This window comes from Pseudomonas sp. FSO-7 (genome assembly GCF_059579345.1).
In genome coordinates this window covers 4,412,605-4,430,661 of sequence record NZ_CM184193.1, presented here as the reverse complement: position 1 = coordinate 4,430,661, position 18,057 = coordinate 4,412,605, and the positions used below count along the sequence as shown (strand labels likewise).

Below are 18,057 nucleotides of genomic sequence, written 5' to 3'. Positions count from 1 at the left end.
ACAGATCCTTGTGGGAGCGGGCTTGCTCGCGAAAGCGTTGGATCAGCAGCATTTATGTTGACTGACACACCGCCTTCGCGAGCAAGCCCGCTCCCACAGAATCGCTGCCAGGCTAACCGGAAACGTTCATTCAGTGTTGTTCAAAATTGTTCATTGTCAACCCGCGAATTGTTCAGTTGTTCAATCATGGTTGTTCACTTCTGTTCATCAACGAACGTATTTTTCTGAAGGATTTTAGGAAAAACCAATCTGATCAGAGGCTTATGATTTCTGGCACGGCTTTCGCTTTTAAACCAGGGTCGCTTGACTCCAAATAATAAAAAGGCCGAGCCATGTCATTAACGCTTGAGCACATCTGTCGCACCGTCGAAGGCCAGACCTGGATCGACGATGCCAATCTGAGTTTCGAACCCGGATCCTTCAACGTCCTGTTGGGCCGCACGCTGTCCGGCAAGACCAGCCTCATGCGCCTGATGGCCGGTCTGGACAAGCCCGACAGCGGCCGCATCCTGATGAACGGCGTCGACGTCACCCACCGCCCGGTGCGGTTGCGCAACGTGTCGATGGTTTACCAGCAGTTCATCAACTACCCGACCATGACCGTTTTCGAAAACATCGCCTCGCCGTTGCGCCAGGCCGGGGTGTCCGAAGAAATCATCCAGGGCAAGGTCCTGGAAACCGCAAAAATGCTGCGGATCGAGAAATTCCTCAAGCGTCATCCACTGGAGCTGTCCGGCGGCCAGCAGCAGCGCACGGCCATGGCCCGGGCGCTGGTCAAGGACGCCGAGCTGATCCTGTTCGATGAGCCACTGGTGAACCTGGACTACAAGCTGCGTGAAGAGCTGCGCCAGGAAATGCGCGAGCTGTTCCAGGCCCGCCACACCATCGCCGTCTACGCCACCACCGAGCCTAACGAAGCGCTGGCCTTGGGCGGTACCACGACGATCCTGCATGAGGGCCGGGTGATTCAGAGCGGCAAGTCGTCTTCCGTCTATCACCAGCCGCAAACCGTGCTGGCCGCCGAATTGTTTTCCGAGCCACCGATCAACCTCATGCCGGGGCGTATCGCTGGCAATGAAGTCAGCTTCGCCAACTTCGTGCACTTCCCGCTGAACGTCGACCTGCGGCCGGTGGGCGAGGGTGAGTTCCGTTTCGGCGTGCGCCCCAGCCATATCTCCCTGGTGCCGAGCAACGACGACGATCTCGAACTGGCGGTGACCGTCGAAGTGGCCGAGATCAGCGGCTCGGAGACGTTCCTGCACGTGCGCAACGAACACTTCCTGCTGGTGCTGCACTTGCCAGGGGTGCATGAGTACGACGTGGACGCGCCGATTCGCATCTACATTCCGACCCATAAACTGTTTGTCTTCGATGCCCAAGGCAAGCTGGTCCAGGCCCCGGGCCTGCGTATTGCGAGGGTTGCCTGATGGCTGAAATTCGTTTGCAGAACCTCGCCCATAGCTACACCAGTACCCCGGCGGGCCCCGAGGATTACGCGATCCGCGAGATGAACCACATCTGGGAGCAGGGCGGCGCCTATGCGTTGCTCGGGCCTTCGGGCTGCGGCAAGTCCACCTTGCTCAACATCATCTCCGGCTTGCTCAGCCCCTCCGAAGGGCAGGTGATGTTTGACAGCAAAGTCGTCAACGACCTGACCCCGGAACACCGCAACATTGCCCAGGTGTTCCAGTTCCCGGTGGTGTACGACACCATGACGGTGTTCGACAACCTGGCGTTCCCGCTGCGCAACCAGGGCATGGCCGAGGCGCGGATCCACACCAAAGTGCAGGAAATCGCCGAGGTCCTGGACCTGCAGAACCTGTTGGACAAAAAAGCCCGTAACCTCACCGCCGATGAGAAGCAGAAAGTCTCCATGGGCCGCGGGCTGGTGCGCGACGATGTGTCGGCGATCCTGTTCGACGAGCCGCTGACGGTGATCGACCCGCACCTGAAATGGAAACTGCGGCGCAAGCTCAAGCAGATCCACGAGCAGTTCAACATCACCATGGTCTACGTCACCCACGACCAGTTGGAAGCCTCGACGTTCGCCGACAAGATCGCGGTGATGTACGGCGGCCAGATCGTACAGTTCGGCACGCCCCGGGATTTGTTCGAGCGCCCGAGCCACACCTTTGTCGGCTACTTCATCGGCAGCCCGGGGATGAACCTGATCGAGGTCACGGCGCAGCCCGGTGGCGTCGGCTTCGCCTCGACCCACTTGCCGCTGTCGGAAACCTTGCAACGGCGTATCGCCGAAGCCGAGGGCAAGAGCCTGAAGGTCGGCATCCGTCCCGAGTTCGTGCATGTCTGGGATGGCCCTTACGACGACGCGATGCGCGCCGACGTGGTGCACGTCGAAGACCTGGGCACCTACAAGATCATGACCCTCAACCTCGATGGTGCACCGCTGAAGGTCCGCCTGGCCGAAGACAAGCCCGTGCCCGAAGGCACGGCGTACATCAGTTTTCCGGCCCAATGGCTGATGGTCTATGCCGATGAGTATTTGCTGGAACCGTTGAGCGAGGTGCAGCCATGAACAAGGTGCAGAACAACAAGGCCTGGTGGCTGGTATTGCCGGTGTTCCTGCTGGTGGCCTTCAGCGCCGTGATCCCGATGATGACCGTGGTCAACTATTCGGTGCAGGACATCTTCGACCAGTCCAGCCGCTATTTCGTCGGCGCCGACTGGTACAAGCAGGTGCTGCTCGATCCACGCTTGCACGACTCGTTGCTGCGCCAGTTCATCTACTCGGCGTGCGTGCTGCTGATTGAAATTCCCCTGGGCATCGCCATCGCCCTGACCATGCCCACCAAGGGCAAATGGTCGTCTCTGGTGCTGATCATCCTGGCCATTCCGCTGCTGATCCCGTGGAACGTGGTGGGCACCATCTGGCAGATCTTCGGCCGCGCCGACATCGGTTTGCTGGGCTCGACCCTCAACGGCATGGGCATCAACTACAACTACGCGGCCAACACCATGGATGCCTGGGTCACCGTGCTGGTGATGGACGTCTGGCACTGGACGTCGTTGGTGGCGCTGTTGTGCTATTCGGGGCTGCGGGCGATTCCCGACGTGTACTACCAGGCCGCGCGGATCGACCGGGCATCGAACTGGGCCGTGTTCCGTCACATCCAGTTGCCGAAGATGAAGAGCGTGCTGCTGATCGCCGTGATGCTGCGCTTCATGGACAGCTTCATGATCTACACCGAACCGTTCGTACTCACCGGCGGCGGGCCGGGCAACGCCACCACGTTCCTCAGCCAGACCCTGACGCAGATGGCCATCGGCCAATTCGACCTGGGCCCGGCGGCGGCGTTTTCCCTGGTGTATTTCCTGATCATTCTGTTGGTGTCCTGGCTGTTCTACACCGCCATGACGCACTCCGACGCCAACCGTTGAGGCCCGCACAATGAGCAAGAAGAAGCTGATACCGCTGTTGATCTACATCCTGTTCCTGCTGGTGCCCATCTACTGGCTGCTGAACATGTCGTTCAAGAGCAACACCGAGATCCTTGGCAGCCTGACCTTGTGGCCGCAGGATTTCACCTTCCACAACTACAAGGTGATCTTCACCGACCCGAGCTGGTACACCGGTTACCTCAACTCGCTGTACTACGTGAGCCTGAACACGGTGATTTCCCTGGGCGTCGCGTTGCCAGCGGCCTATGCGTTTTCCCGCTATCGGTTCCTGGGGGACAAGCACCTGTTCTTCTGGCTGCTGACCAACCGCATGGCCCCACCGGCGGTGTTCCTGTTGCCGTTCTTCCAGCTGTATTCGTCTATCGGGTTGTTCGATACCCATATCGCGGTGGCCCTGGCCCACTGCCTGTTCAACGTGCCGTTGGCGGTGTGGATCCTCGAAGGGTTCATGTCCGGGGTGCCAAAAGAAATTGACGAGACCGCCTACATTGACGGCTACAGTTTCCCCAAGTTCTTCGCCAAGATCTTCATTCCGTTGATCGGCTCCGGCATCGGTGTCACGGCATTTTTCTGCTTCATGTTTTCCTGGGTCGAACTGTTGCTGGCGCGCACGCTCACCTCGGTGAATGCCAAGCCGATCGCGGCGGTCATGACCCGCACCGTGTCGGCGTCGGGTATCGACTGGGGCGTGCTGGCGGCGGCGGGGGTGTTGACCATCCTGCCGGGCATGCTGGTGATCTGGTTCGTTCGCAACCATGTGGCCAAGGGCTTTGCCCTGGGCCGGGTCTGAGGAGTCGATGATGGAATGGATGAACTGGACCGGCCCGACGGCGGCTTTTTTTGCGGTCATCGCCTTGCTGCTGGCGGGCATGACCACGTGGGAACTGCGTTCGCCGAGCATCCCTCGGCGTGGTTTCCTGCCGATTGCCACCACCCGTGGCGATCGGTTGTTTATCGGTCTTCTCGGTAGCGCCTACCTGCACCTGCTGGTGATCGGCGCCACCGACTGGAGCATCTGGATAGCGTTCGCGTTGTCTTGGGTGTGGCTGTTGGCAGTGATGCGGTGGGGCTAGTCGCAAAGGTTCGACGAAAGCTCTCAAACCCAAACAGGAGGTCTCTATGTTCGATAAAAACAATAAGCTGCGACATAGCGTTTCATTGGCAGCCATGCTGGCACTCAGCGGGCTGAGCGCTACGGCCTGGGCCGACGCCTATGAAGACGCCGCTAAAAAATGGATCGGCAGTGAATTCAAGCCGTCGACCCTGACAGCCGAGCAGCAGCTCGAAGAACTCAAGTGGTTCATCAAGGCCGCCCAGCCGTTTCGCGGGATGAAAATCAACGTGGTGTCGGAAACCATCGCCACCCACGAATATGAATCCAAGGTACTGGCCAAGGCCTTTAGCGAAATCACAGGGATCCAGCTGACCCACGACCTGCTCCAGGAAGGCGACGTGGTGGAGAAGCTGCAGACCCAGATGCAATCGGACAAGAATATCTATGACGGCTGGGTCAACGACTCGGACTTGATCGGTACGCACTTTCGCTACGGCAAGACCGAATCGATCACCGACCTGATGGCCAATGAAGGCAAGGATTACACCTCGCCGACCCTCGACCTGAAGGATTTCATCGGCATTTCCTTCACCACCGCGCCGGACGGCAAGATCTATCAACTGCCCGACCAGCAATTCGCCAACTTGTACTGGTTCCGTGCCGACTGGTTCGAGCGTGCGGACCTGAAGGCCAAGTTCAAGGAGAAATACGGCTACGAGTTGGGTGTACCGGTAAACTGGTCGGCTTATGAAGACATCGCCAAGTTCTTCTCCGAAGACGTCAAGGAGATCGACGGCAAGCGCGTCTACGGTCACATGGACTACGGCAAGAAAGACCCGTCCCTGGGCTGGCGCTTCACCGATGCCTGGTTCTCCATGGCCGGTGGTGGCGACAAGGGTCTGCCCAACGGTTTGCCGGTGGACGAGTGGGGCATTCGCGTCGAAGACTGCCATCCGGTCGGTTCCAGCGTGACCCGTGGCGGCGACACCAACGGTCCCGCGGCCGTGTTCGCCACCACCAAATACGTGGACTGGATGAAGAAGTACGCGCCACCGGAGGCGGCGGGCATGACCTTCTCCGAGTCCGGTCCGGTGCCGTCCCAGGGCAACATCGCCCAGCAGATATTCTGGTACACCGCTTTCACAGCCGACATGACCAAGCCGGGCCTGCCGGTGATGAACGCCGATGGCACGCCGAAATGGCGCATGGCACCTTCGCCACGCGGTCCGTACTGGGAAGAGGGCATGAAGTTGGGGTATCAGGACGTGGGTTCCTGGACGTTCATGAAGTCCACGCCTGAGAAGCAGAAACTCGCGGCCTGGCTCTATGCGCAGTTCGTGACATCCAAGACCGTATCGCTGAAGAAGACCATCGTGGGCCTGACGCCGATTCGTGAGTCGGACATCAACTCCCAGGCGCTGACCGACCTGGCACCGAAGCTCGGTGGCCTGGTGGAGTTCTACCGCAGCCCGGCCCGTGTGCAATGGACCCCGACCGGGACCAACGTGCCGGACTACCCGCGCCTGGCGCAACTGTGGTGGAGCCACATCGCCGAAGCCGCCAGTGGCGAGAAAACGCCGCAGCAGGCCCTCGACGGGTTGGCCAAGGACCAGGACGCAATCATGACCCGCCTGGAACGCTCCAAGGCCCAAGCCACCTGTGCACCTAAGATGAACCCTGAGCGCGACGCGCAATACTGGTTCGACCAACCGGGCGCACCGAAGCCGAAACTGGCGAACGAGAAGCCTAAAGGCGAAACCGTGAGCTACACCGAGCTGTTGAAATCATGGGAGGCGGCACGCAAGTAAAGCCCCGAATGTGAAAACGAACGGCACCGAAAGGTGCCGTTTTTTTTGGTGCGCCCAGCATGGGCGCAATCTTGTGGGTGAAAGTCCCGCCGTAAGCTGACCACAGCGAATGAAGTGAAGCGCAACTGCATGAGGGCGACCGAGTGTGGGGAGGAAGCGTGGAGCGAAGCCGTGAGCCGATGAACAAGAACCGGATATAAGGCGAAGCCGACCAGGGTGAGCGGGCCAAAAACCGCGAAACTCTTGTGGTCAAAGGGCGGCTGCGTAGATCCGGCGGCTGTGCGGTGAAGGATTGCGTTCTTACCTGGGGAGATCTCGCCTTATGCCTGAAAGGGCGACGGTGCAAACCGGAGCGAGAAGTCAGCAGAGGCCGTAGTAGTCTTTTTTTCTTTTTTTTGACGAAGGGCCGAACGAGAGAAAGCGTCATAGGCCATGTTGATGCGAAAGACCGGAAGTCAGATGCCTGCCAAACGCGGGGCGGATGGGAGGGACGCGAGCGGTGAAGCCGTGAGTGCCTCCATCAGCGACGAGGTCAATTGCCCGCAAGATGAATCCTACAACGCAGGGCAAGGGCTGCTGGAACGGGCCTTTGCGAGAGCGAACCTGAAACGGGCTTGGAGACGAGTCAGGGCCAACAAAGGAGCTGCTGGAGTCGACGGTTTGGACATTGAACAGACCGCCAAACTTTTGCAGTCCCGATGGCCTGTGATCTGCGAACAGCTTCTTTCAGGCGTCTACCGGCCCAGTCCGGTACGGCGCGTGGTCATTCCCAAGCCTGACGGCGGTGAACGCGAGTTAGGCATTCCAACGGTCACCGACCGGTTGATTCAACAAGCGCTGCTGCAAGTCCTGCAACCACTGCTCGATCCAACCTTCAGTGAACACAGCTACGGCTTTCGTCCGGGGCGCAGTGCGCAGGACGCCATCCTGGCGGCTCAGCGCCATGTGTCTGCGGGGCTCAAGGTGGTAGTGGATGTTGATCTGGAGAAGTTCTTCGACCGGGTCGACCACGACATCTTGATGGATCGCTTACGCAAACGGATAGCAGATCAGGCGGTCATTCGCCTGATCCGTGCGTATCTGGATGCGGGAACGCTGATCAATGGCGTGGTCGAGAAAAGCCGCCTGGGGACGCCGCAAGGCGGCCCGCTGTCGCCGTTGCTGGCGAACGTGCTGCTGGACGAAGTGGATCGAGAGCTTGAACGCCGAGGTCATAGTTTTGTGCGCTATGCCGATGATGCGAATGTGTACGTTCGCAGTCAGAAGGCCGGGCAGCGAGTGATGTCCTTGCTCAAGTGTCTGTATGAAAAGCTGCACTTGAGCGTCAACGAGAGCAAGAGTGCGGTGACGAGTGCGTTTGGTCGCAAGTTTCTGGGATACGCCTTCTGGGCCTCTCAGGGCGAAGCCAAGCGAGCCGTCTCATTTAAAGCGCAAAAGCAGTTCAAGCAGCGAATACGCTGGCACACCCGACGCTCATGTGGCCGTAGTTTGCAGCAGATCGTCGATGATCTGCGCCCTTACATTCTGGGTTGGAAAGCTTATTTCGGACTGTCGCAAACCCCAGCCGTCTGGCGCGAGCTGGACGAATGGATACGGCACCGATTACGAGCAATCCAGCTCAAGCAATGGAAGCGCGGAACGACGACCTACCGGGCGTTGCGGGCACTGGGGGCGAGTGTGGAAGTCGCGAGGAAGATCGCGGGGAATGCTCGCCGTTGGTGGAGCAACAGCCGGTATGAGCTGAACCGTGTGCTGAGTATCGCCTGGTTCGACAGCTTGGGTTTACCGCGTCTCTCCTGACCTCAATCTCTCGAACCGCCCGGTGCGGACCCGCATGCCGGGTGGTGTGGCAGGGGAACGGCCTATGAAGGCCGTCCCCTATGCCGATCCTGGGCTTACCGCGGCAGACAGACCCGCCGCCATCGCGAGCAGGCTCGCTCCCACAGGGTTTGGTGGTGAGCGTAAATGTTGTGTAACCCCTGGTCCCCTGTGGGAGCGGGCTTGCTCGCGAAAGCGGTGTATCTGTCACTGGGAGGCTGAAGGTACCGCCGCCATCGCGGGCAAGCCCGGCTCCCGCAGGGTTTGGTGGCGAGCATGGATGTTGCGTACACCCTGGTCCCCTGTGGGAGCGGGCTTGCTCGCGAAAGCGGTGTATCTGTCACTGGGAGGCTGAAGGTACCGCCGCCATCGCGGGCAAGCCCGGCTCCCGCAGGGTTTGGTGGCGAGCATGGATGTTGCGTACACCCTGGTCTCCTGTGGGAGCGGGCTTGCTCGCGAAAGCGGTGTATCTGTCACTGGGAGGCTGAATGCACCGCCGCCATCGCGGGCAAGCCCGGCTCCCACAGGGTTTGGTGGCGAGCATGGATGTTGCGTACACCCTGGTCTCCTGTGGGAGAGGGCTTGCTCGCGAAAGCGGTGTATCTGTCACTGGGAGGCTGAATGTACCGCCGCCATCGCGAGCAGGCTCGCTCCCACAAGGTTTGGTGGCGAGCATAGATGTTGCGTACACCCTGGTCTCCTGTGGGAGCGGGCTTGCTCGCGAAAGCGGTGTATCTGTCACTGGGATGCTGAATGTACCGCCGCCATCGCGGGCAAGCCCGGCTCCCGCAGGGTTTGGTGGTGAACGCAGATGTTGTGTAACCCCTGGTCCCCTGTGGGAGCGAGCCTGCTCGCGATGGGGCCGGCCAGCCATCCACATAAACCAGCAGGCAAAAAAAACCGGCGCAACCGAAGTCGCGCCGGGGGTGGTGCCAGTGGCTGCGCGGATATTCGTGGGTCCGTGCAGCCACCGTTGAACCCGTGTCGGTTATGCCCGTTCCAGCGCCAGGGCCACGCCTTGGCCGCCGCCGATGCACAGGGTCGCGAGGCCTTTCTTGGCGTCGCGCTTGATCATTTCATGCAGCAGCGACACCAGGACCCGGCAACCCGACGCGCCGATAGGGTGGCCCAAGGCGATGGCGCCACCATTGACGTTGACCTTGTCCATGTCCCATTTCAGTTCCCGGGCCACGGCCAGCGACTGGGCGGCGAAGGCTTCGTTGGCTTCGATCAGGTCCAGCTGCTCCAGCGACCAGCCAGCCTTGTCCAGGCAGCGACGGGTGGCCGAGACCGGACCAATGCCCATGATGGCCGGGTCGACGCCGGCATTGGCGTAGGCACTGATTTTCGCCAGCACCGGCAGGCCCAGGGCCTTGGCTTTTTCCGCGCTCATCAGGATCACGGCGGCGGCGCCATCGTTGAGCGAGGAGGCATTGCCCGCGGTGACGCTGCCGTCCTTCTTGAAGGCAGGCTTGAGCTTGCCCAGGGATTCGGCGGTGGTACCGGCGCGCGGTTGTTCATCCGTGGAGAACGCCACGGGATCGCCTTTGCGCTGGGGAATCAGGATCGGTGTAATCTCATCGGCGAACCGACCGCCCTCGATGGCGGCGACGGCCTTCTGCTGGGACGCGGCGGCGAAGGCGTCCTGCTCTTCGCGGCTGATGCCGTACTTGTCCACCAGGTTCTCGGCGGTGATGCCCATGTGGTAATCGTTGAAGGCATCCCACAAGCCGTCGGTGATCATGCTGTCGATCATCTTCGCGTGGCCCATGCGCAGGCCGGTGCGAGCGACCGGCAGGACGTAGGGGGCCAGGCTCATGTTTTCCATGCCACCGGCGATAATGACTTCGGCGTCGCCACAGCGGATCGCCTGGGCGCCCAGGTGCAATGCCTTGAGCCCCGAGCCGCAGACCTTGTTCAGGGTCAGCGCCGGCACCGCGTGGGGCAGGCCGGCGAGGATCGACGCCTGGCGCGCCGGGTTTTGCCCAGAGCCTGCGGTCAGCACTTGGCCGAGAATCACTTCATCGACCTGCTCGCCGGACAAACCGGTCTGTTCCAGCAGGCGACGAATCACCGCGGCACCGAGTTCCGGCGCGGGAATGGCAGCCAGGGAACCCTGGAAACTGCCAATGGCAGTACGGGTGGCGGCGACAATCACGACTTCTTGCATCGAATCTCTCCTCACTGGGCAGCGAACTGCATTTCAGGCACGTGGTCCGGCACGATCAATTTGCCGGCGGTCTTGGCGACGATTTCCTCGACGCTGACGCCTGGAGCGCGTTCTTTCAGGATGAAGGCGCCGTCCTGGATTTCCAGGTAGGCCAGGTCGGTCAGCACCCGCTTGATGCAACCGGCGCCGGTCAGCGGCAGGCTGCAGCGCGGCAGCAGTTTCGACTCACCGTCCTTGGACGCATGGGTCATGGTGACGATGATGTTCTCGGCGCCGGCCACCAGGTCCATCGCGCCGCCCATGCCCTTGACCAGCTTGCCGGGGATCATCCACGAGGCAATGTTGCCTTCGACATCCACCTCGAACGCGCCGAGCACGGTCAGGTCGATGTGGCCGCCACGGATCATGGCAAACGATTCGGCCGAAGAGAAGATCGAGGCACCGATGCGCGCGGTGACGGTCTGCTTGCCGGCGTTGATCATGTCGGCATCGACCTCGGCCTCGGTCGGGAATGCGCCCATGCCGAGCAGGCCGTTTTCCGATTGCAGCATGACTTCCATGCCTTCGGGGATGTAGTTGGCGACCAGGGTCGGAATGCCGATACCCAGGTTCACGTAGTAGCCGTCCTGCATTTCGCGGGCGACGCGTTGAGCCATTTGTTCGCGGGAAAGTGCCATGTTGTTATTCCTTCATTCGGGCCGGGGGCAGGGGATCACTTGCGCACGGTGCGCTGTTCGATGCGTTTTTCGAACGTGCCGCAAATGACCCGGTCGACGTAGATGCCTGGGGTGTGGATCTGCGTCGGGTCCAGCTCGCCGGGTTCGACGATTTCTTCGACTTCCACCACGGTGATCTTGCCCGCCGTGGCAGCCAGCGGGTTGAAGTTCTGGGCGGTGTGGCGATAGATCACGTTGCCGAAATGGTCGGCTTTCCAGCCTTTGACGATGGCGAAGTCGCCGGTGATGGATTCTTCCATCAGGTACTGGCGACCATGGAATTCACGTACTTCCTTGCCTTCGGCCACGGGCGTGCCGACGCCGGTGGCGGTGAAGAAGGCCGGGATGCCTGCGCCGCCGGCGCGCATTTTCTCGGCGAGGGTGCCTTGGGGCGTGAGCACGACTTCGATCTCGCCGCTCAGCAGTTGCTGCTCGAACAGGGCGTTCTCGCCCACATAGGAGGCGACCACCTTGCGGATCTGCCGGTCTTCCAGCAGTACGCCGAGGCCGAAACCGTCGACGCCGCAGTTATTGGAGACCACGGTGAGGTCGCGGATGCCCTTGCGCTTGATCTCGGCGATCAGGTTTTCCGGGATACCGCACAGACCGAAGCCGCCGGCGATGACGGTCATGCCATCCTTCAAGCCTTCCAGCGCTTGCTCATAAGAGCTCACACGTTTGTCGAAACCAGCCATAGACACCTCTTTTATTCTTGATGGGGTCGCAATGGAATGCAGTGTTGCGTCAAGTCATATATTTGTTAAGTTGATTTTTAGATTGGATTGATTGATAAAACTCAACAATAGCCCTCGGAGCGTAGCGAGCATGACCCTCAAGCAAATCCGCGCCTTCCTCGCAGTGGCCCAGAGCCTGAGCTTCGCCGTGGCCTGCGAGCGGCTGCACCTGTCCCAATCGGCCTTGAGCTTGACCATCAAGGCCTTGGAAGAAGGCCTCGGTGGCCGCCTATTCAGTCGCAATACCCGCAACGTGGCGTTGACCCCCGAAGGTGAGTCGCTGCTGCCACTGGCCCGCCGGCTGGTGGCCGACTGGGACAACGCCGAGGACGAAATGCGCCAGCGCTTCACCTTGCAGCGTGGCCGCGTGACGCTGGCGGCGATGCCTTCGTTTGCTGGCAACCTGTTGCCGCCAATCCTCAAGACCTTCCGCGCCCGCTATCCGAATGTCAACGTCACGGTCAACGATGTGATCAATGAACAGGTGCTGGAAATGGTCCGTGATCGCCATGTCGAACTGGGCGTGGCGTTCGAGCCGATGCAGGGTTCGTCACTGGCGTTCACGCCTTTGTACCTCGATCGCTTCGTCGCGGTGGTGCCGCTGGATTCAGCCTTTGCCCAGCGCGACGAAATCCACTGGGAGACCCTGCTGGAGCAACCGTTCATCACTTTGCAACGGCCCTCCACCGTACGGGTGATGCTGGAAGAGCATCTGCAGGCCCGAGGGATGAAACTGCCCGTGGAGTTCGAGAGTCACCAGTTGGCGACCGTCGGGCGAATGGTCGCCAGTGGGCTGGGGGTGAGTGCCGTGCCGGCGCTGTGCGTCGGGCAGATGCATGAGCTGGGTGCCCGCTGCATCACCCTGAGCGATCCGGTGATCGAGCGAGCCATCGGGGTGCTGACCAAGCCGGGGCATGAACTGTCGGCGGCGGCGCAGGCGTTGTTCGATACGCTCAGGGATCAGGATATAGGGGCGCAGTTGACAGCGAAGTAGCCACAATTCCTGTGGGAGCGGGCTTGCTCGCGAAGGCGTCGGATCAGCCAGCATGGATATTGACTGACACACCGCCTTCGCGAGCAAGCCCGCTCCCACAGGGGGATTGCGTGGTGTCAGATCAATAGCGGTAACAGTTTCTCACAGGGCTCTTCCAACTTGAGGTCCAGCAGCTCATCGGCCCGGGTCTTGCCTCGGTTGATCGCCAGCAGCGGCTTGCCCTGGTCCTTGATGGCCCGGCACAGGCGAAACGCCGAATACGCCATCAGCGACGAGCCCACCACCAGCAGGCCGTCCGCGTGCTCGACGGCTTGCAGGGCGCGGGCCGCGGTGAGGGGGGCGACGTTCTCGCCGAAAAACACCACGTCGGGTTTCAATCGCTCGCCGCCACAATGGGGGCAATGAGGCACCTGGAAGCGCGCCTCGAACGCCGGGTCGAGCAGGGTGTCGCCATCGGGTGCCTGTACCGCATCGACACCGGCCAGGTAAGGGTTTTCGGTTTCCATCAGCCGTTGAATCTGCTGTCGCTCGCTGCGCTGGCCGCAATCCAGGCACAGTACGCGATGCAGGCTGCCGTGCAGTTCGATGACGTCCTGGCTGCCGGCCTGGTCATGCAGGGTGTCGACATTCTGGGTAATCAGGCCGGTGATGCGTCGCTGCGCCTGCAACTCGGCCAAGGCTTCGTGAGCCACGTTCGGCCTGGCCTGTCTGACCCGTGGCCAGCCCAGCATCGCCCTGGCCCAATAGCGCCGTCGTGCCTCGGGCTGGGCGAGGAACTCCTGGTACATCATCGGTTGTCGACCCCGACGGACCCCGTCGCTGTCGCGGTAATCGGGGATGCCCGAAGGGGTGCTGATGCCGGCACCGGTGAGCACCAGGAAGCGGCGTCCGGTCGTGTACGCCAGCAACTGATCGATAGGGGCTTGGTGAAGGTCTTCGGGCATGGGTGGTGTCTGCGCTGGCCATGAGCCGTTGAGGTTAGCACCTGGATCGAGCTGACGCCTTTCGTCGCCCTGGGTACTGGTTTGTTCAAACTTTCCCCTGCGCCGCGATATCCACTTCTATGTGCGGTACTTCAGAACCGTCGCGCTGCGCTGCAGTCGCGACCAGGGCTAAGGAGAAGGAAATGGCAACGCCTAAAGAGAACCTGTTGGATTGGCTCAACGATGCCCATGCCATGGAACAGCAAGCGGAAAAAATGCTCAAGGCCCAGGCTGCGCGTCTCGAGCATTACCCGGCGCTCAAGACCCGCATCGAACAGCACCTCGAAGAGACGCTCGGCCAGCAGAAGCTGGTGGAACAATGCATCCAACGCCTGGGCGGCAGTACGTCGACGCTCAAGGACCTGGCCGGCAAACTCATGGCCTTCGGTCAAGCGGTGGGCGGGATGACGATGAGCGACGAAGTGGTCAAGGGCGCCATGAGTGGCTACGTGTTCGAGAACCTGGAGATCGCTTCCTACACCGTGTTGATCGAGGCCGCGAAAATGGCCGGTGATGTGGAGACGCAACGGGCTTGCGAACAGATCCTGCCACAGGAAATCGCCATGGCCGATTGGTTGCGCGACCACCTGCCGCAGATTACCGCAGCGTTCCTGGAACGTTCGGCGGCCCCGCATACCGAAGCCAAGCGCTGAGCAGCAAAGAGCGGCCGGCCTGGTGGTGCGACCGCTCCTGAAAACTGCCGAGAGAGGAAACGTATGAAGCGGACCCAGGGTGAAGTACGGGCCATCAATCGACAGAGTTCAATGGTGGGTGTGTATGTGAAGCAAGAGGATCGCCATACGGTGCTGAAGCTGAGTTCAGCCAATGACATCGATATTGGCGACATCCTGGCGTGGGACAGCGGTACGGCCTTGGGTACCCAGTCCTATCAAAACCTGACCAAGGGCTGGACTGCCGATGTGTATGTGGCCAACCACGGTGTAGCAACGGCGAACCTCGATGTCCAGTTTTGACGGCGCCTTCAACCCGTTACCTCGGGAGAAAGAGCATGAGCAAAGTAAAGTGCGGTTGCCCCGATTGCCAATGTGAGGTGGATCCGCAACGGATGTTCAACCACGACGGCGAGGCGTATTGCAGCCAGGCGTGCGCCGAACAACATCCCAACGGTGAACCTTGTCCGTCACCCGATTGCCATTGCGAGCGCAGCGGCAAGGTGGGGGATCGGAATGTCACCAACAGCCAACTGGACGACGCGCTGGAGGAAACGTTTCCGGCGAGCGATCCGATTTCACCCTGAGCATTCTTGAATCCGGGTATCGGCGACAGGGTATCCGGACGCCGCAAGCCGGTCAGTGCGGTGGTGCAGGACAACACCGGCAGCCCGCGAGTTTTGGCTTCCTGAAACGGCGCGAGGCCAGGGTGACGAGACCGGTGCAATGGGGTGCCGGCGTGGCCCGGCCTTTGGCGGACAGCGTGGAAAGACACGCACTGTTTTTTCATAGATTCATGTGGGAGCGAGCTTGCTCGCGATAGCGATCAATTATTCACCATCTGCTATCGCCTGATGCACCGCTATCGTGAGCAAGCTCGCGCCCACAGGTTTTTCGTTGGATGAAGTTTTAGTGTTAAGGCGCTTAATCGGTCGCCGCTTGTTTAATAGCCTGTTGCAATAACTCTCAAGGGCACGGGTTTAAATAGAAGCACTGACCATTCGTCGCCGTTTGACGCGTTTCCCTAAAACCTTGGCGGCGTCATGTTTTCCGAATAAGACGAGTCAGCAAGATTCGTGGGTATCAACTAAACGAGGTGAATGAAATGGCTAACACAGGTAATAACAACCCTGGCAATTTCGCTAACGATCGTGAGAAGGCATCGGAAGCCGGGAAAAAGGGCGGCCAAGCTTCGGGTGGCAATTTTGCCAATAATCCTGAGCGCGCGTCTGAGGCCGGACGCAAGGGTGGCCAGGCGTCGGGCGGCAATTTTGCCAACGACCCGCAACGCGCCGCAGAAGCCGGTCGCAAAGGCGGGCAAGCGTCGGGGGGGAACTTTGCCAATGACCCTGAGCGGGCTTCGGAAGCCGGCCGCAAAGGTGGTCAGGCCTCGGGCGGCAACTTTGCCAACGACCGGGAAAAAGCCTCCGAAGCCGGCAGGAAAGGTGGTGAAAACAGTCGCGGTGGCGGTCGTAATTCGTAATGTTTCGCCGTCTGGCAGGTCCCGTGTCATTGGGCAGGGACCTGTTTCGGCGGTGATATAAAGTCGGGTATTCATGCCCGACTCCGTTGATGGTTTTTATTGTTTGAAAATAAGCGAGTGCGCTTGAGTTGTAATAGGCCACTCGTCCTCTGTTTTGAATAAAAACTAAATTTTATTCGTTTAACTTCTTCAGACTTTTATGGGCCTGCCGCCGGCAGTGTTCTCATGCCGTGTACCTGAACGAGGAGTTCAATCATGTTTCTACATAACAAACGATTGCAGTACACCGTGCGTGTCGCTGAGCCTAATCCTGGTCTCGCCAACCTGCTGCTTGAGCAGTTCGGTGGGGCGCAGGGGGAGCTGGCGGCGGCATCGCGTTATTTCACCCAGGCCTTGTCCGAGGATGACCCCGGCCGCAAGGATTTGCTGATGGACATCGCCACCGAAGAGCTCAGCCATCTGGAAGTGATCGGTTCGATCATCGTGATGTTGAACAAGGGCGCCAAGGGCAAGATGGCTGAAGGCGTGGAGAAGGAGGGCCAGCTGTACCGGGACATCAATGGTGCCGGTAACGACTCTCACATCACCAGCCTCTTGTATGGCGCCGGCTCGCCGTTGACCAACTCCGCTGGTGTGCCCTGGACTGCCGCCTATGTCGACACCATCGGTGAACCCACGGCGGATATGCGCTCTAACATCGCCGCCGAGGCCCGGGCGAAAATCATCTATGAACGGCTGATGAACCTCACTGATGATCCAGGCGTAAAAGAAGCGCTGGGCTTTTTGATGACCCGTGAAATCGCGCATCAGTTGTCGTTCGAAAAAGCCTTGCATGCCATCCAGCCCAACTTCCCCCAAGGTAAGCTGCCAGGCATGCCGGAGTTCGCCAACGTGTACTTCAACATGTCCCAAGGTGAACCTAGCGTGCGCGGCCCATGGAACCAGGGCGACGATTGGGAGTTCGTCGAGAACCCGACGCCGGCGGTCGACGGTGGCGATGGCCTGGCCAGTGTGCAATTGAGCAAAAAAGATGAAGCATTGCTGATGGACATGAAGGCACGGACGATGTCCGACCCTGAAAGCAATCCCACCACGGGCGCCGACTTGGGTTCGGGGATACAAGGTGACAAACTGTAAACAGATGGCGAGGGAGGTGACTCCCTCGCCTGATATTTCGAGCCATACCACGGTCAAGACCCCTAAGGACATTCGATGGACCAGCCCACCTCCCGGATTAGATCGCCCTGGCGCACCTGGCTGAACCCCGTGCAAGAGAACTTGTTGTTGGGGGTCACGTTCTGGCTCGGGCTGGCGTTGGTGGCCGCGTTGTTGCTCTACAGCGGCTACAACGCCTTGGTCGGCGCCGATCGTCAAAACCTCGGCTATGCCGTGCTGGGCGGTACATCGGGGTTTGCCGCCACCGCCCTGGGGGCGTTGATGGCGGTGGTGCTGCGGGATATATCCTCGCGAACCCAGGACATCATGCTGGGTTTTGCCGCCGGCATGATGCTCGCCGCCAGCTCCTTCTCATTGATCCTGCCGGGCATCGAAGCGGCACAGGTCATCTGTGGCAACCAGTTGCTCGCCGCGTTTGTTGTGGTGGTTGGCCTGGGCTTGGGCGTCGCCCTGATGATCGGCCTCGACCGTTTCGTCCCCCATGAACACGAGTTGAGTGGTCGGCGCGGCCCGCAAGCCGAGCGCATCAATCGCGTCTGGCTGTTCGTGCTTGCCATCACGTTGCACAACTTGCCGGAAGGCATGGCCATCGGCGTCAGTTTTGCCGACGGCGATTTCAAGGTCGGTTTGCCCCTGACCACCGCCATTGCCATCCAGGACATCCCCGAGGGCCTGGCCATCGCCATGGCGCTGCGCGTCACCGGTATCAGCACCTTGCGTGCCGCGCTCATCGCGGTCGGTTCGGGGCTGATGGAGCCACTGGGGGCGGTGATCGGCCTGGGCATGTCGTCGGGCGTAGCCGTCGCGTACCCCATCAGCCTGGGGCTGGCGGCGGGGGCGATGATCTTCGTGGTCTCCCACGAGGTGATTCCCGAGACCCATCGCAACGGCCATGAAACCCCGGCCACCTTGGGCTTGATGATGGGGTTTGCGGTGATGATGTTTCTCGATACGGCGTTGGGTTGAAGGCCTGCCAACTACCTGCTGGATTAGATCCTGCTCCCACATTGGTTTTGTGTGTTTAACCCGG

General features: G+C 60.4%; 18 protein-coding genes. 14 read left to right on the top strand and 4 right to left on the bottom strand.

Going from position 1 to position 18,057, the window contains the following annotated elements; translation table 11 throughout:
• Nucleotides 1-332 precede the first annotated feature (332 nt).
• From AC515T_RS19210 to ltrA, 7 genes are all read left to right on the top strand, one after another.
• Nucleotides 333-1,427, top strand: coding sequence for an ABC transporter ATP-binding protein (locus AC515T_RS19210; RefSeq protein ID WP_496529623.1), 1,095 nt, complete (start codon nucleotides 333-335; stop codon nucleotides 1,425-1,427).
• Complete coding sequence (locus AC515T_RS19205) at nucleotides 1,427-2,536, top strand: ABC transporter ATP-binding protein (RefSeq protein ID WP_496529622.1); 1,110 nt, start codon at nucleotides 1,427-1,429, stop codon at nucleotides 2,534-2,536. Before AC515T_RS19210 ends, AC515T_RS19205 begins: the two co-directional genes overlap by 1 nt.
• On the top strand, nucleotides 2,533-3,399 hold the full coding sequence (locus AC515T_RS19200; protein ID WP_496529621.1) for a carbohydrate ABC transporter permease: 867 nt from the start codon (nucleotides 2,533-2,535) through the stop codon (nucleotides 3,397-3,399). Before AC515T_RS19205 ends, AC515T_RS19200 begins: the two co-directional genes overlap by 4 nt.
• A 10-nt stretch (nucleotides 3,400-3,409) precedes the next feature.
• A complete protein-coding gene (locus tag AC515T_RS19195; RefSeq protein WP_092167007.1) occupies nucleotides 3,410-4,210 on the top strand; it encodes a carbohydrate ABC transporter permease in 801 nt (266 codons plus the stop codon).
• A gap of 10 nt (nucleotides 4,211-4,220) precedes the next feature.
• Nucleotides 4,221-4,493, top strand: a complete 273-nt coding sequence (locus AC515T_RS19190) for a DUF2160 domain-containing protein (protein WP_053184018.1) — start codon at nucleotides 4,221-4,223, stop codon at nucleotides 4,491-4,493.
• A 46-nt stretch (nucleotides 4,494-4,539) separates the two neighbouring features.
• Nucleotides 4,540-6,282, top strand: a complete 1,743-nt coding sequence (locus AC515T_RS19185) for an ABC transporter substrate-binding protein (RefSeq protein WP_122568455.1) — start codon at nucleotides 4,540-4,542, stop codon at nucleotides 6,280-6,282.
• Between the two features lie 432 nt (nucleotides 6,283-6,714).
• A complete protein-coding gene (gene ltrA / locus AC515T_RS19180) occupies nucleotides 6,715-8,082 on the top strand; it encodes a group II intron reverse transcriptase/maturase (protein WP_496529475.1) in 1,368 nt (455 codons plus the stop codon).
• Nucleotides 8,083-9,088: 1,006 nt separating this feature from the next.
• Here the strand turns inward: ltrA and AC515T_RS19175 are convergent.
• The 3 genes from AC515T_RS19175 to AC515T_RS19165 are packed head-to-tail and all read right to left on the bottom strand — an operon-like array spanning nucleotide 9,089 to nucleotide 11,681.
• Nucleotides 9,089-10,270, bottom strand: coding sequence for an acetyl-CoA C-acetyltransferase (locus AC515T_RS19175; protein ID WP_496529620.1), 1,182 nt, complete (start codon nucleotides 10,268-10,270; stop codon nucleotides 9,089-9,091).
• Nucleotides 10,271-10,281: 11 nt separating this feature from the next.
• On the bottom strand, nucleotides 10,282-10,947 hold the full coding sequence (locus AC515T_RS19170) for a CoA transferase subunit B (RefSeq protein ID WP_003180355.1): 666 nt from the start codon (nucleotides 10,945-10,947) through the stop codon (nucleotides 10,282-10,284).
• Nucleotides 10,948-10,982: 35 nt separating this feature from the next.
• Complete coding sequence (locus tag AC515T_RS19165) at nucleotides 10,983-11,681, bottom strand: CoA transferase subunit A (RefSeq protein ID WP_072406964.1); 699 nt, start codon at nucleotides 11,679-11,681, stop codon at nucleotides 10,983-10,985.
• A gap of 130 nt (nucleotides 11,682-11,811) precedes the next feature.
• Between AC515T_RS19165 and AC515T_RS19160 the strand changes: the two genes are divergently transcribed.
• Entirely contained in the window at nucleotides 11,812-12,714 is a 903-nt protein-coding gene (locus tag AC515T_RS19160; RefSeq protein WP_496529619.1) for a LysR family transcriptional regulator, read from the top strand.
• Between the two features lie 116 nt (nucleotides 12,715-12,830).
• Here the strand turns inward: AC515T_RS19160 and AC515T_RS19155 are convergent, their stop codons facing one another.
• The gene (locus AC515T_RS19155; RefSeq protein WP_496529618.1) at nucleotides 12,831-13,658 is read right to left on the bottom strand and encodes an NAD-dependent protein deacetylase; all 828 of its coding nucleotides are present in this window, start codon (nucleotides 13,656-13,658) and stop codon (nucleotides 12,831-12,833) included.
• 182 nt (nucleotides 13,659-13,840) lie between these two features.
• On the opposite strand from AC515T_RS19155, the gene AC515T_RS19150 reads away from it, so the two are divergent.
• The 6 genes from AC515T_RS19150 (at nucleotide 13,841) to AC515T_RS19125 (ending at nucleotide 17,993) form a co-directional block, all read left to right on the top strand.
• A complete protein-coding gene (locus AC515T_RS19150) occupies nucleotides 13,841-14,350 on the top strand; it encodes a ferritin-like domain-containing protein (protein ID WP_496529617.1) in 510 nt (169 codons plus the stop codon).
• Nucleotides 14,351-14,413: 63 nt separating this feature from the next.
• The gene (locus AC515T_RS19145; protein ID WP_496529616.1) at nucleotides 14,414-14,671 is read left to right on the top strand and encodes a hypothetical protein; all 258 of its coding nucleotides are present in this window, start codon (nucleotides 14,414-14,416) and stop codon (nucleotides 14,669-14,671) included.
• A gap of 35 nt (nucleotides 14,672-14,706) precedes the next feature.
• Nucleotides 14,707-14,955, top strand: a complete 249-nt coding sequence (locus AC515T_RS19140) for a metallothionein (RefSeq protein ID WP_496529615.1) — start codon at nucleotides 14,707-14,709, stop codon at nucleotides 14,953-14,955.
• Nucleotides 14,956-15,473: 518 nt separating this feature from the next.
• Nucleotides 15,474-15,851, top strand: a complete 378-nt coding sequence (locus AC515T_RS19135) for a con-10 family general stress protein (protein ID WP_116831970.1) — start codon at nucleotides 15,474-15,476, stop codon at nucleotides 15,849-15,851.
• A 255-nt stretch (nucleotides 15,852-16,106) separates the two neighbouring features.
• Nucleotides 16,107-16,988: a manganese catalase family protein gene (locus tag AC515T_RS19130; RefSeq protein ID WP_496529614.1), complete on the top strand. Its 882-nt coding sequence runs from the start codon at nucleotides 16,107-16,109 to the stop codon at nucleotides 16,986-16,988.
• A gap of 75 nt (nucleotides 16,989-17,063) precedes the next feature.
• The gene (locus AC515T_RS19125) at nucleotides 17,064-17,993 is read left to right on the top strand and encodes a ZIP family metal transporter (RefSeq protein ID WP_496529613.1); all 930 of its coding nucleotides are present in this window, start codon (nucleotides 17,064-17,066) and stop codon (nucleotides 17,991-17,993) included.
• Nucleotides 17,994-18,057: the final 64 nt, after the last annotated feature.

Bases quoted from the DNA above. Each gene is read 5' to 3' on its own strand.
- AC515T_RS19150 (WP_496529617.1), top strand. From the start codon at position 13,841: ATGGCAACGCCTAAAGAGAACCTGTTGGATTGGCTCAACGATGCCCAT.
- AC515T_RS19185 (WP_122568455.1), top strand. From the start codon at position 4,540: ATGTTCGATAAAAACAATAAGCTGCGACATAGCGTTTCATTGGCAGCC.
- AC515T_RS19175 (WP_496529620.1), bottom strand. From the start codon at position 10,270: ATGCAAGAAGTCGTGATTGTCGCCGCCACCCGTACTGCCATTGGCAGT.
- AC515T_RS19195 (WP_092167007.1), top strand. From the start codon at position 3,410: ATGAGCAAGAAGAAGCTGATACCGCTGTTGATCTACATCCTGTTCCTG.
- AC515T_RS19160 (WP_496529619.1), top strand. From the start codon at position 11,812: ATGACCCTCAAGCAAATCCGCGCCTTCCTCGCAGTGGCCCAGAGCCTG.
- AC515T_RS19210 (WP_496529623.1), top strand. From the start codon at position 333: ATGTCATTAACGCTTGAGCACATCTGTCGCACCGTCGAAGGCCAGACC.
- AC515T_RS19135 (WP_116831970.1), top strand. From the start codon at position 15,474: ATGGCTAACACAGGTAATAACAACCCTGGCAATTTCGCTAACGATCGT.
- AC515T_RS19170 (WP_003180355.1), bottom strand. From the start codon at position 10,947: ATGGCACTTTCCCGCGAACAAATGGCTCAACGCGTCGCCCGCGAAATG.
- AC515T_RS19165 (WP_072406964.1), bottom strand. From the start codon at position 11,681: ATGGCTGGTTTCGACAAACGTGTGAGCTCTTATGAGCAAGCGCTGGAA.
- ltrA (WP_496529475.1), top strand. From the start codon at position 6,715: ATGTTGATGCGAAAGACCGGAAGTCAGATGCCTGCCAAACGCGGGGCG.
- AC515T_RS19130 (WP_496529614.1), top strand. From the start codon at position 16,107: ATGTTTCTACATAACAAACGATTGCAGTACACCGTGCGTGTCGCTGAG.
- AC515T_RS19155 (WP_496529618.1), bottom strand. From the start codon at position 13,658: ATGCCCGAAGACCTTCACCAAGCCCCTATCGATCAGTTGCTGGCGTAC.
- AC515T_RS19200 (WP_496529621.1), top strand. From the start codon at position 2,533: ATGAACAAGGTGCAGAACAACAAGGCCTGGTGGCTGGTATTGCCGGTG.
- AC515T_RS19205 (WP_496529622.1), top strand. From the start codon at position 1,427: ATGGCTGAAATTCGTTTGCAGAACCTCGCCCATAGCTACACCAGTACC.
- AC515T_RS19125 (WP_496529613.1), top strand. From the start codon at position 17,064: ATGGACCAGCCCACCTCCCGGATTAGATCGCCCTGGCGCACCTGGCTG.
- AC515T_RS19145 (WP_496529616.1), top strand. From the start codon at position 14,414: ATGAAGCGGACCCAGGGTGAAGTACGGGCCATCAATCGACAGAGTTCA.
- AC515T_RS19190 (WP_053184018.1), top strand. From the start codon at position 4,221: ATGGAATGGATGAACTGGACCGGCCCGACGGCGGCTTTTTTTGCGGTC.
- AC515T_RS19140 (WP_496529615.1), top strand. From the start codon at position 14,707: ATGAGCAAAGTAAAGTGCGGTTGCCCCGATTGCCAATGTGAGGTGGAT.